The 13,287-nt window shown below is 69.5% G+C and carries 8 protein-coding genes; 1 reads left to right on the top strand and 7 read right to left on the bottom strand.

What is annotated here, in order from left to right; all coding sequences use genetic code 11:
• Positions 1-2: 2 nt before the first annotated feature.
• From gap to uvrB, 7 genes are all read right to left on the bottom strand, one after another.
• Entirely contained in the window at positions 3-1,007 is a 1,005-nt protein-coding gene (gene gap, locus EDF33_RS13715; RefSeq protein WP_111083958.1) for a type I glyceraldehyde-3-phosphate dehydrogenase, read from the bottom strand.
• Between the two features lie 280 nt (positions 1,008-1,287).
• Positions 1,288-2,268 (bottom strand): DNA-binding protein WhiA, encoded by a 981-nt coding sequence (gene whiA, locus EDF33_RS13710; protein WP_111083957.1) that lies wholly within the window; start codon positions 2,266-2,268, stop codon positions 1,288-1,290.
• A 75-nt stretch (positions 2,269-2,343) separates the two neighbouring features.
• Positions 2,344-3,243: an RNase adapter RapZ gene (gene rapZ, locus EDF33_RS13705; RefSeq protein ID WP_111083956.1), complete on the bottom strand. Its 900-nt coding sequence runs from the start codon at positions 3,241-3,243 to the stop codon at positions 2,344-2,346.
• A 103-nt stretch (positions 3,244-3,346) separates the two neighbouring features.
• Positions 3,347-5,440, bottom strand: a complete 2,094-nt coding sequence (gene uvrC / locus EDF33_RS13700; protein WP_132100320.1) for an excinuclease ABC subunit UvrC — start codon at positions 5,438-5,440, stop codon at positions 3,347-3,349.
• Positions 5,441-8,467: an excinuclease ABC subunit UvrA gene (gene uvrA, locus EDF33_RS13695; RefSeq protein WP_228505224.1), complete on the bottom strand. Its 3,027-nt coding sequence runs from the start codon at positions 8,465-8,467 to the stop codon at positions 5,441-5,443.
• 49 nt (positions 8,468-8,516) lie between these two features.
• Complete coding sequence (locus EDF33_RS13690) at positions 8,517-9,434, bottom strand: SDR family NAD(P)-dependent oxidoreductase (RefSeq protein ID WP_132100319.1); 918 nt, start codon at positions 9,432-9,434, stop codon at positions 8,517-8,519.
• On the bottom strand, positions 9,424-11,496 hold the full coding sequence (uvrB, locus tag EDF33_RS13685; protein WP_111084166.1) for an excinuclease ABC subunit UvrB: 2,073 nt from the start codon (positions 11,494-11,496) through the stop codon (positions 9,424-9,426). Before uvrB ends, EDF33_RS13690 begins: the two co-directional genes overlap by 11 nt.
• A 193-nt stretch (positions 11,497-11,689) precedes the next feature.
• Between uvrB and EDF33_RS13680 the strand changes: the two genes are divergently transcribed.
• Positions 11,690-13,018, top strand: a complete 1,329-nt coding sequence (locus tag EDF33_RS13680) for an MFS transporter (RefSeq protein WP_132100318.1) — start codon at positions 11,690-11,692, stop codon at positions 13,016-13,018.
• The last annotated feature ends 269 nt before the right edge of the window (positions 13,019-13,287 follow it).

Here is a 13,287-nt window from a genome sequence, read left to right as displayed (position 1 = left end):
TGTTACAGACGCTCGCCGACGTACTCGGTCAGGTCGACGAGACGGTTCGAGTAGCCCCACTCGTTGTCGTACCACGAGGTGATCTTCACGAGACCGCCGATGACCTTGGTCAGGCCGGAGTCGTAGATCGAGGAGTGCGGGTCCGTCGTGATGTCGGTCGACACCAGCGGGTCCTCGCTGTAGAGCAGGATGCCCTTGAGCGGGCCCTCTGCGGCCTCCTTGTACGCGGCGTTGATCTCGTCGACGGTGACCTCGGACTTGGTCTCGAGGGTGAGGTCGGTGATCGAGCCGGTCGGGACCGGGACGCGGAGCGCGAAGCCGTCGAGCTTGCCGGCGAGCTCCGGCATGACCTGGCCGATGGCCTTGGCGGCACCGGTCGAGGTCGGGACGATGTTCAGCGCGGCCGCACGGGCACGACGGGGGTCCTTGTGCGGGCCGTCCTGCAGGTTCTGGTCGGCGGTGTAGGCGTGGATCGTGGTCATGAGACCACGCTCGATGCCGAACTTGTCGTTGAACACCTTGGCGAGCGGCGCGAGGCTGTTCGTGGTGCAGGACGCGTTCGAGATGATGTTGTGGTTCGCCGGGTCGTACTGGTCCTCGTTCACGCCGAGGACGATGGTGACGTCGTCACCGGTGGCCGGGGCGGAGATGATGACCTTCTTGGCGCCCGCGTCGATGTGCTTCTGCGCATCGGCGGCCTTGGTGAAGAAGCCGGTCGACTCGATGACGATGTCGACGCCCAGCTCGCCCCAGGGGAGGTTGGCGGGGTCGCGCTCCGCGAGGACCTTGATGGCCTTGCCGTCGACGACGATGTTGTCGCCGTCGAGCTCGACGGAGACACCGAGACGACCCGTGATGGAGTCGAACTTCAGCAGGTTCGCCAGAGCGGCGTTGTCGGTGAGGTCGTTCACCGCCACGATCTCGAGGTCGGAGCCCTTCGCGAGGGCGGCCCGGAAGAAGTTGCGGCCGATACGGCCGAAGCCGTTGATACCGATCTTGACGGTCAATGGATCTCCTGGTGGGTGTGGAGCGCCCGAGGGGCGCTGCTTTCGGAGGGCGCTGGCCCTGTCGGGCCCGCGTGTGGTGGACGATACGCCCCGTAACGTCGCCGTAACGACCCTAGCAGTCGGACCCTGCCAGGCAGTGCGGTGTGACGGTCCGTCCGGACGGTCGTCCGCAACGTCCGGAACGACGTCGGTGCGGCCCGTGAGCGCCCCCACAGAACGGACGGGAGGCGCGGTGCCAGCTGGCACCGCGCCTCCCGTCATGCAGGTCGGACGACCCGTCTCAGACGCCCTCGAGCTCCTCGGGGACGCTCGCTTCCGTCCCGGGGATGCCGAGGTCGGACGCGCGCTTGTCGGCCATGGCGAGGAGTCGGCGGATGCGACCGGCGATGGCGTCCTTCGTCATGGGCGGGTCGGCGTGCTGGCCGAGCTCGTCGAGCGACGCGTCGCGGTGCTGCAGGCGCAGCGCGCCGGCGTACTGCAGGTGGTCGGGGACCTCGTCGCCGAGGATCTCGAGCGCGCGCTCGACGCGGGCGCAGGCGGCGACGGCGGCCTGCGCCGAACGGCGGAGGTTGGCGTCGTCGAAGTTGACGAGGCGGTTCGCGGTCGCACGGACCTCGCGACGCTGCCGCATCTCCTCCCAGTCGGCGGTGGTGCGGGCGGCGCCCATCACCGTGAGCATCTGGCCGATGGCCTCGCCGTCGCGGATGACGACGCGGTGGACGCCACGGACCTCGCGGCCCTTCGCGGCGACGCCGAGACGCGACGCGGCGCCGACGAGGGCCATGGCGGCCTCGTTGCCGGGGCACGTGACCTCGAGCGCTGCGGCCCGGCCCGGGTCGGTCAGGGTGCCGGAGGCGAGGAACGCACCGCGCCAGATCGCGGCGAGGTCCTCGCGGTTGCCCGTGGTGAGCCGGTTCGGCAGCCCGCGGACGGGGCGACGACGGGCGTCCATCAGACCGGTCTGGCGTGCGAGGGTCTCCCCCGCCTCGAGCACGCGGACCAGGTAGCGGGTGCCACGACGGGACGACGCGGACGAGCCCACCGACGCCTCGCTGCGGACGCCGTACAGCTCGGCGAGGTCCTTGCGGACCCGGTGCACGATGATCCGGGTGTCGAGCTCCACCTCGACCGCGATGCGGCCCGAGATGACGTGCAGGCCACCCGCGAACCGGAGGATCGTGGCCAGTTCGGCGGCGCGGACCGTGTTGCGGTTCACGGCGACCCTGGCCAGTTCGTCCTTGACCTCGGCAGTCAACGGCACAGCATCATTCCTAACGTTCATCTGGTGGTCCCGCGATTCCGGCGGCACGTACGTGGGGAGCGGCCGGAGGGACGGTCACTCCCGGCCGAGATCTCGGTTCTTCACACGCACGGCGACGCCAGGCATCCCGCGGAGGAGGTTCGCCAACTCGGCGACGATGGCGACCGAGCGGTGCTTCCCGCCGGTACAGCCGATGGCGATCGTAGCGTGTCTTTTGTTCTCGCGCTGGTACCCCTCGAGCACCGGCTCGAGCACGGAGACGTACCGATCGACGAACGGACGGGCTCCGGCCTGGGCCAGGACGTAGTCCGAGACGGGCTGGTCGAGGCCCGTGTGGGCCCGGAGTTCCGGGACCCAGTAGGGGTTCGGCAGGAACCGGACGTCGGCCACCATGTCGGCGTCGGCGGGCAGTCCGTACTTGAACCCGAAGCTCATGAGCGTCACCTGAACACCCACGAAGTGATCGTCGGCGAACTGCTCGGTGACGGTGTTCGCGAGCTGGTGGATGTTGAGGTCCGAGGTGTCGATCACCATGTCGGATGCCTCGCGCAGACCAGCCAACCGTGTCCGCTCGCGCGCGATGCCGTCGAGCAGGGTGTCCTCGCCCTGGAGCGGGTGGGGTCGTCGGACCTGCTCGAAGCGCCGCACCAGGACGGCGTCGGTGGCTTCGAGGAACAGCACCCGGACCCGTGCGGACGTGGTCGACCGCACCTGTTCGACCGCGTGCTCCGGGTCCGTGAAGAACCGTCCGCCGCGGACGTCGACGACCGTGGCGATCTTCGGGATCTTCTCGCCGGCGCGGTCGGCCAGCTCGGTGAGCGGTGCCAGCATCTGCGTCGGCAGGTTGTCGACGACGTACCAGCCGAGGTCTTCGAGGGCCTTGCCGACCGTCGAACGCCCGGCCCCGGACATGCCGGTGACGATGAGGATGTCGTGCTGCGACGCGTGCGCGGTCGCTGTGGCGCTGTCGGTCATCTGGGAGTGGGCTCCGTCGTGGCGGCCCGGGCGCGTCGCCCGGGGAGGTCTCGGCTGCGGGACCAGGGTATCGCCCGACAGGTGTCGTGAGGCACGGGATGCGTCACGTGGGCAGCTGCGGACCGTCGTGGGTCACGTCGGGGACCCGCACCGGGCCTCCTGGGAGCGGCGCAGCGTCCGCAGGGTCCGTGGGGTCCGTGGAGTCCGCGGTGTCCGTCGGGTCCGTCTCGGCGTCCGGCGCGCTCGTCGGGCTCGCCGTGCTGGTGGCCGGCGCGCTCGTCGGGGTCTGCTGCAGCTTCGTGACGACCGCCGCGGCGGTCGCCGGACCGACACCGTTGACCTCGCTGATCTCGTCGGCCGTGGCCTCGCGCAGCCGTGCCACGGATCCGAAGTGCTTGAGCAGCGCATTCACCCGCGACGGCCCGAGCCCGGGGATCTCCGACAGCCGGGACCGCACGTCGCGCTTGCGGCGGGTGCGCTGGTGCGTGATCGCGAACCGGTGCGCCTCGTCGCGGATGCGCTGGATGAGGAAGAGCGCCTCGGAGTTGCGCGGCATGATCACCGGGAAGTCGTCGTCGGGCAGCCAGAGCTCCTCGAGACGCTTCGCGATGCCGACCAGCGCGATGTCCTGCACCCCGGCTTCGTCCAGCGCGCGCTTGGCGGCCTGCACCTGGGGTTGTCCACCGTCGACGATGAGCAGTTGCGGCCGGTAGGCGAACCGCTTCGAGGGCTTGGAGCCCTCGACCACCTCGGCGCTCGTCACGTCGGGGACGTCCGGCAGGTCGGCGTCCTCGTCGAGGCGCGCCAGGCGCCGGGTGAGCACCTGGTACATGCTGTCGGTGTCGTCGGTGGTCTCGGCGATCGTGTAGCGGCGGTACTGGTCCTTGCGGGGCAGGCCGTCCTCGAACACCACCATCGACGCCACGACGTTCGTGCCCTGCAGGTGCGAGATGTCGTAGCACTCCATGCGGAGCGGGGCCTCGGTCATGCCGAGGGCGTCCTGGATGTCGGCGAGGGCCGCGGAGCGCGTCGTGTAGTCGGCCGACCGCTTCGTCTTGTAGAGCATCAGCGCCTGGGCGGCGTTCTGCGCGGCCGTGCGGGCCAGGCCGGCACGGTCACCGCGTTGCGCCGTGCTGAGCTTCGTGCCGCGGCCGCCCCGTCGTTCGCTGAGCCACTGCTGCAGCGCGTCGGCGTCCTCGGGCAGGGTCGGCACCACGACCTCGCGCGGGGGTTCCTCGGCGACGGCGGCCGGCGTGAGCTCGTTGTCGGCGTAGACGCCCTGCACGATCTGCTCGACCAGGTCACCGGTCGAGATGTCGAGTTCCTTGTCGACGACCCACCCGCGGACACCGCGGATGCGCCCGCCACGGACCGAGAACAGCTGGACGGCGGCGGCGAGTTCGTCCTCGGCGATGCCGAACAGGTCGAGGTCCACCGAGTCGCGGAGCACCACGGCGGACTTCTCGAGCACGGCCTCGAGCGCCTCGACCTGGTCGCGGAACTTCGCGGCCTGTTCGTACTGCATGGCGTCGGCCGAGGCACCCATGCGCTGGCGCAGCTCGGTGATCACCCGGCGGTCGTAGCTGTTCATGAACCGCACGAACTCCTCGACGAGCGCACGGTGCTCCTCGATGGTGACGCGCTGCGAGCAGGGACCGCCGCACTTGCCGATCTGCCCGGGGAAGCAGGGCTTGCCCGTCTGCATCGCGCGCTTGTACGAGGAGTCCGAGCAGGTGCGGATCGGGAACACCTTGATCATCAGGTCGATGGTGTCGTGCACCGCCCAGATCTTCGGGTACGGCCCGAAGTACTTCGCACCCTTGATCTTCCGGTTCCGCGTGACCATCACCCGTGGGGCTTCGTCCGCCATGGTGATCGCCATGTACGGGTACGACTTGTCGTCACGGAACTTGACGTTGAACGGCGGGTCGAACTCCTTGATCCAGGTGTACTCGAGCTGCAGTGCCTCGATCTCGGAGCCGACCGTCGTCCACTCCACGCTGCGGGCCGTCAGCACCATGCGCCGGGTGCGTTCGTGCAGCGTGGGCAGCGGTGCGAAGTAGTTGCTCAGCCGGGCGCGGAGGTTCTTCGCCTTGCCGACGTAGAGCACCCGGCCGGCTTCGTCACGCCAGCGGTAGACGCCCGGGTCGGTCGGGATCTCCCCCGCCTTCGGGCGCCACGGAACGGTGTCCGCCACCTACCGTGCACCCGCCTTCTGCTTGGTCGACTTGCCCGGTCGGCTCGCCGTGCGGGCCTCCACCGCCTGCTGCTTGCCGACCCGGGCGTCCTGTGCGTCGAAGATCTCCCGCAGGAAGACGCCCGTGAAGCTCTCCGGCACGTCCGCCACGTGCTCCGGGGTGCCGGTGGCGAGCACCGTACCGCCGCCGGCGCCGCCCTCTGGGCCCATGTCGATGACCCAGTCGGCCGACTTGATCACGTCGAGGTTGTGCTCGATCGTGATGACGGTGTTGCCCTTGTCGACCAGGCTCTGCAGCACGATGAGCAGCTTGCGGACGTCCTCGAAGTGCAGACCCGTCGTCGGCTCGTCGAGCACGTACACGGTGCGGCCGTTCGAGCGGCGCTGCAGCTCGGTGGCGAGCTTCACGCGCTGTGCCTCGCCGCCGGAGAGTGTGGTCGCGCTCTGGCCGAGACGGACGTACCCGAGGCCCACGTCGACGAGCGTCGCCATGTACCGGTGGATCGCGGAGATCGGCTCGAAGAACTCGGCCGCCTCGCTGATCGGCATGTCCAGGACCTCGGAGATGCTCTTGCCCTTGTAGTGGACCTGGAGCGTCTCGCGGTTGTACCGCGCGCCGCCGCAGACCTCGCACGCGACGTAGACGTCGGGCAGGAAGTTCATCTCGATCTTGATCGTGCCGTCACCGGAGCAGTTCTCGCACCGGCCGCCCTTGACGTTGAAGCTGAACCGACCGGGCTGGTAGCCACGGGTCTTCGCCTCGGGTGTCTCGGCGAACAGCTGACGGATCCGGTCGAACACGCCCGTGTAGGTCGCCGGGTTCGAGCGCGGCGTGCGGCCGATCGGGGCCTGGTCGACGTGCACGACCTTGTCCAGCTGGTCGAGGCCCTTGACGCGGGTGTGCTTGCCGGCGATGTGCCGGGCGCCGTTGAGCTGGTTCGCGAGCACCTTGTACAGGATGTCGTTGACCAGGGTGGACTTGCCCGACCCGCTCACGCCGGTGACCGCGGTGAACACCCCGAGCGGGAAGTCGGCGTCGATCGTCTTGAGGTTGTTCGCCCGTGCGCCCTGCACGCTGATGGTGCGCTTCAGGTTCACCTTGCGGCGCTCGGCGGGGACCTCGATCGCACGACGGCCGGCGAGGTAGTCCCCCGTCACCGACTCGCGGTTCGCGATGATGCCCTCGTACGAGCCCGAGTGCACGACGTTGCCGCCGTTGACGCCGGCCCCGGGGCCGATGTCGACGACCCAGTCGGCCGTGCGGATGGTGTCCTCGTCGTGCTCGACGACGATCAGGGTGTTGCCGAGGTCCTTGAGCTTGACCAGGGTGTCGATGAGACGGCGGTTGTCCCGCTGGTGCAGCCCGATGCTCGGCTCGTCGAGCACGTAGAGCACCCCGGTCAGGCCGGAGCCGATCTGCGTCGCGAGGCGGATGCGCTGTGCTTCGCCACCGGACAGCCCACCGGCGCCGCGCGCCAGGGTCAGGTAGTTCAGGCCGACCTCGAGCAGGAACTCGAGGCGCGCCCGGATCTCGCGCAGGACCGCCGCGGCGATGTGCGCTTCGCGGTCGGTGAGCGTCAGGGTGTCCATGAACGCGTACGCGTTGTCGAGGGACATGTCGGTGACGTCGGCGATGCTGCGGCCGTCGACCGTGACCGCCAGGACCTCGGGCTTCAGTCGTGTGCCCTCGCACACCGGGCAGGGGACCTCGCGCAGGTAGCCCTGGAAGCGCTGGCGCTGCGAGTCCGACTCGGCCTCGGCGAACTTGCGCTCGATGTAGGGCATGACGCCCTCGAACCCGCTGGTGTAGCGCATCTCGCGGCCGAAGCGGTTGCGCCACGACACCGACACCTGGAAGTCCTTGCCCGTCAGGATCGCGGCCTGCACCGAGGCGTCGAGCTGGCTCCACGGGGTGTCGAGCGTGAACCCGAGGTCCTTGCCGAGGCCGGCGAGGAGCTTCTCGAAGTACGAGTACAGCCCGCTCGCTCCGGTCCAGGGCAGCAGGACGCCGTCGCGCAGCGAGGCATCGGGGTCGCCGAGCACCAGGTCCGGGTCCACCGACATGCGCGTGCCGAGCCCGGAGCACTCCGGGCAGGCGCCGAACGGCGCGTTGAACGAGAACGTGCGGGGCTCGATCTCGGTCAGCGCGAGCGGGTGGTTGTTCGGGCACGACAGGTTCTCGGAGTAGGTGCGCACCGCACCGGGGCCGTCGTGGTCGACCAGGTCGATGCCGACGGTGCCACCGGTCAGGCGCAGTGCTGTCTCGAGCGAGTCGGTGAGCCGACCGAGGATGTCCTCGTTCGACACCAGACGGTCGACGATCACCGAGATGTCGTGCTTGACCTGCTTCTTGAGCTTCGGCGGGTCGCTGAGCTGGATGCGCTCACCGTCGACGATCGCGCGGGCGTAGCCGGACGCCGCGAGTTCCTGGAAGAGGTCGACGAACTCGCCCTTCTTCTTGGAGATGACCGGGGCGAGCACCTGGAAGCGCGTGCCGGACTCGAACTCCATGAGCTGGTCGGCGATCTGCTGCACGGTCTGCTTGCTGATGACCTCGCCGCACGTCGGGCAGTGCGGCACCCCGATGCGCGCCCAGAGCAGACGCATGTAGTCGTAGACCTCGGTGATCGTGCCCACCGTCGACCGCGGGTTCCGGTTCGTCGACTTCTGGTCGATCGACACCGCGGGCGACAGCCCTTCGATGAAGTCGACGTCGGGCCGGTCGACCTGGCCGAGGAACTGTCGCGCGTACGCGGACAGGGACTCGACGTAGCGTCGCTGGCCCTCGGCGAAGATCGTGTCGAAGGCCAGTGACGACTTGCCGGATCCGGACAGGCCGGTGAACACCACGAGGGAGTCACGGGGGATCTCGAGGTCGACGTTCCGGAGGTTGTGCACCCGGGCCCCGCGGACGCTGAGCGTCGAGGAGCCGGTCGGGACGGTCACGCCGGGGAGGTGGGGGTCGGTCGGCTCGCCGAAGGCGTTCCGGCCCGAGGTCGCGGTGCCGCGGTCAGAGGTGATTGTCATCGCCGTCGATTCTACGAAAGGGGTCCGACATCCGCCCGCGAGTCGGTGGTCAGACGAGTGCGTCGAGAGCGAACGCGACCCCGGAACGACGCTCGCTGGCCGTCCAGAGCCGAGCGGCGGCGGTCCGGTCGTGGGCGCGCGGCTCGGCACGGACCACGGCTGCGGGTCCGCGCAGCTGCATCCACCCGGCCGGGCCCCAGTACTCCCCCGAGCGCACGTCCGCGGCGACCGCAGCGTGCACGAGGGGTTCGGCACCGGCGTCCTTGCCCTGGGCGTACAGACGCTGCGCCGGCCGGGTCCACGCGGGTTCCGGGCGCGACGGTGCGACGTCCGGGCGCTCCGGCGAGAGCGCGTCGAGCGACAGTCCGGGGTGCGCGACCACGCTGGCGACGGACGAGCCCGCATCCGCCAACCGCTGGGCGAGTTCGAAGCCGAACAGCATCACCGCGAGCTTGCTGCGGCCGTACTGCCGGTAGCTGGAGTAGTGGCCGACGCGGAACGGGTCGCCCGTGTCGAGGCTGGCCCACCGGTGTGCGATCGACCCGAGGTGCACGACGCGACCGCCACGCTGTTCGAGCAGCGGCATCGTCAGCGCCGTCCAGGCGAAGTGCCCCAGGTGGTTCGTGCCGATCTGCAGCTCGGTGCCCTGTGCAGTGGTGCTCGGGGTCGAGGCCCCGACGACGCCGGCGTTGTTCACGATCGCGTCGACGCCGTCCGGTTCGAGGGCCGCGAGCTCGTCAGCGGCGGCACGGACGGAGTCGAGGTCGGCGAGGTCGAGGTGCACGTGCGCCAACGACGCTCCGTCCACGTGCCGCCGGATGCTCTGTTCCGCTGCTGCTGCGCGACCGCGGTCGCGGGTGGCGAGCACGACCCGGTGCCCCGACGCGGCGAGCTGCTCGGCCGCGTGGTACCCGAGGCCCGCGCTCGCCCCGGTGACGACGACCGTGCGGCGACCGTCAGCTGACATGCCCGGCCGACTCCATCTGCCGCAGCGCCTTCTTCAGGTCCTGCACCTCGTCACGGAGTCGCGCGGCGAGCTCGAACTTCAGCTCGGCCGCGGCCTGCAGCATCTGGTCGTTGAGGTCGCCGATCGTCGCCTCGAGCTGGGTCGCGCCCTCGCCCGCGATGCCGCCCCGCTTCAGGTTGGGCGTGGGCGAGCGGCGACCGTCGGCGCCGGGACGACCCTGCAGCAGCGCCTTCGTGTCGTCGTTCTCGCGCTGCAGCACCTCGGTGATGTCGGCGATCTTCTTGCGGAGCGGCTGCGGGTCGATGCCGCGCTCCAGGTTGTAGGCGACCTGCTTCTCGCGACGACGATCGGTCTCCTCGATCGCGGTCTTCATCGAGTCGGTCATCTTGTCGGCGTACATGAGCACCTGGCCCGACACGTTGCGGGCCGCGCGACCGATCGTCTGGATGAGCGACGTCGACGACCGCAGGAAGCCTTCCTTGTCGGCGTCGAGGATGGCCACCAGGGACACCTCGGGCAGGTCGAGGCCTTCTCGAAGCAGGTTGATGCCGACGAGCACGTCGTAGACGCCCTGTCGCAGTTCGGTCAGGAGCTCGACGCGCTTGAGCGTGTCGACGTCGGAGTGCAGGTACCGCACCCGCACACCGGCGTTGCCGAGGAAGTCGGTCAGCTCTTCCGCCATGCGCTTCGTCAGGGTCGTGACGAGCACGCGCTCGTCCTTGTCGACGCGCTGCTTGATCTCCTCGAGCAGGTCGTCGATCTGGCCGTCGCTCGGCTTCACGACGATCTCGGGATCGACGAGGCCGGTCGGGCGGATGATCTGCTCGACGACGCTGTCCGTGATGCCGAGCTCGTACCGACCGGGCGTCGCCGACAGGAAGACCTTCTGCCCGACGCGGTCGAGGAACTCCTCGAACCGCAGCGGACGGTTGTCGAGCGCGCTCGGCAGCCGGAACCCGTGGTCGACGAGGGTGCGCTTGCGCGAGGCGTCGCCTTCGTACATCGCGCCGATCTGCGGCACGGTGACGTGCGACTCGTCGATGACGATGAGGAAGTCGTCGGGGAAGTAGTCGATGAGGCAGTGCGGTGCCTCGCCCGCGACGCGGCCGTCCATGTGCCGCGAGTAGTTCTCGATGCCGGAGCAGAAGCCGATCTGCTCCATCATCTCGATGTCGAACGTGGTGCGCATGCGGAGCCGCTGGGCCTCGAGCAGCTTGCCCTGCCCCTCGAGCTCGGCCAGGCGCTCGGCGAGCTCCGCCTTGATGTCGACGATGGCGCGGTGCATGACGTCGGTGTCGGCGACGTAGTGCGACGCCGGGAAGATCGACACGGCGGGCAGGTCGTTGATCACGTTGCCGGTCAGCGGGTGCAGGGACGAGAGCGCTTCGACCTCGTCGCCGAACATCTCGATCCGGATGGCGTGCTCTTCGTACATCGGGATGATCTCGATGGTGTCGCCGCGCACGCGGAAGGTACCGCGGGCGAAGTCGACGTCGTTGCGCTGGTACTGCATCGAGACGAACTTGCGCACGAGCTGGTCGCGCGAGATCGTCTGCCCGACGTGCAGTGCCACCGAGGCGTTCATGTACTGCTCGGGTGTGCCGAGGCCGTAGATGCAGGACACCGTCGACACCACGACGACGTCGCGCCGGCTGAGCAGCGAGTTGGTCGTCGAGTGCCGGAGCCGCTCGACCTCGGCGTTCACCGAGGAGTCCTTCTCGATGAAGGTGTCCGTCTGCGGGACGTACGCCTCGGGCTGGTAGTAGTCGTAGTACGACACGAAGTACTCGACCGCGTTGTTCGGCATCAGACTGCGGAACTCGTTCGCCAACTGGGCCGCGAGGGTCTTGTTGTGCGCGAGCACGAGCGTCGGCCGCTGCACCTGCTCGATGAGCCACGCGGTCGTCGCTGACTTGCCCGTACCGGTCGCACCGAGCAGCACGACGTCGGTCTCACCGGCGTTGATGCGCCCGGCGAGCTCGGCGATGGCCGCGGGCTGGTCGCCACTCGGCGTGTACTCGCTGATGACCTCGAACGGACGTACCGCTCGGGTCGGTTCGATCGCAACACCCATGGCATCAACGGTAGTCGGCACCCCTGACACCGGCGCCCCTGCTCGCCCTGGGCGTATCGTCCTCGCCAAGCAGCCTCCAAGTCCGCTGATAACCAGCGGGCATAGCATCCGGTCCGTTCAGCAACCCGATCGCTCCGCACGTCCCCGACGAGCCAGCACGAGCCACACCCGAAGAGGCCCCATGACGACGGCGACCCCCGCCGCACCGACGAAGGGCACCCCGTTCCGCGGTCGCATCCGCGGACGAGTGCTCCTCCTGCTCTGCTGCATGTACGCGATCTCGTACATCGACCGGACGAACATCTCGACGGCACTGCCGCACATCACCGAGGAGTTCGGCTTCAACGAGGCCACCGCGGGCCTGATCGTGTCCGCGTTCTCGCTGCCCTACGCGCTGCTGCAGGTCTTCGGCGGCACGATCAGCGAGAAGTTCGGACCGCGCAAGGCCCTCTTCGTCATCACCGTGGTGTGGGGCGTCGCGACACTGTGGACCGGCTTCGCCGTCGGCTTCTGGACCCTGTTCGCGGCCCGGGCGCTCCTCGGGCTCAGCGAGGCCGCGGCGTTCCCGACCGCGACCCAGGCCATGACCCGCTGGATCCCCCGCGACCGCAACGGCTTCGCGCAGGGCGTCGTGCACTCCGCGGCCCGGCTCGGCAACGCGCTGGCCCCGCTGCTCGTCGCCTGGGTGATCGGTTCGACGGGCAGCTGGCGGTGGGCGTTCTTCGCCACGGCGGTCCTGTCCTTCGCCTGGGGCATCGTCTGGTTCGTCTGGTTCCGCGACAAGCCCGAGTCCACGAAGGGCATCACGCAGGTCGAGATCGACGAGCTCCCGCCCGTCGAGACGCGTGCGACCCGTCCGCCGGTGCCGTGGCGGCAGATGGCGCGGCAGATCCTGCCGGTGACCTTCGTCGACTTCGGCTACGGCTGGACCCTCTGGGTGTTCCTCACGTGGCTGCCGACGTTCCTCAGCTCGACCTACGGGCTCGAGATCGGCGACTTCGCGCTGTTCACCACGCTCATCCTGCTCGCCGGCGTCGTCGGGGACACGGTCGGCGGCATGCTCAGCGACCGGATCATCCACCGCGGCGGCAACACCCGGAACGCCCGACGGACCGTCCTGGTGATCGGACTCGGCGGGTCGCTCGTCTGCCTCATCCCGCTCGTCATCGGGCAGGGCCTGCTCGTCGCGACGATCTCGCTCGCGCTGTCGTTCTTCTTCCTGGAGCTCTGCAACGCGAACCTCTGGGCGATCCCGATGGACGTCGCCCCGCAGTGGTCCGGCACCGCGTCCGGCTTCATGAACACCGGCTTCGGCATCGCCGGCGTGGTCTCCCCCATTGTCTTCGGGCTGCTCATCGACGCGTCAGGCTGGCAGCTGCCGTTCGCCCTGTCGTGCGTGCTGCTCGGCGCCGCGGCGGTCGTCGCGTGGTTCATGAAGCCGCAGCGGCTCACGTCGACGAACGGCGTCCTCGAGGTCGGCACCCCCGCCGCCGAGCAGCGCGCCGCCTGACCCGCGACTCGCGCTGTCAGCGGCACGCCGCGCCGGATCGGGCGTACCTGGTCGAGAGGAACGACCAGGTACGCCCGATTCCACTGTTCGCAGCGGGACCCGCGGGCGTGCGCGGGGCCCTGGTGGTCCCCACGAGGCGGACGGGAGGCACGGGTCTGGGCCGACCCGCGCCTCCCGTCCGCCGCGCAGCGCCTCCACCGCCGCGACGCGCACCCGCCGCCGCGCACAGCAAGCAGGAACGGGCGTCCCTGGTCGGGAGGACCGACCAG

The organism is Curtobacterium sp. PhB146 (genome assembly GCF_004342995.1).
Lineage (GTDB): Bacteria > Actinomycetota > Actinomycetes > Actinomycetales > Microbacteriaceae > Curtobacterium.
The sequence above is the reverse complement of the archived record's forward strand: the minus strand, read 5'-3'. Positions and strand labels throughout refer to the sequence as shown.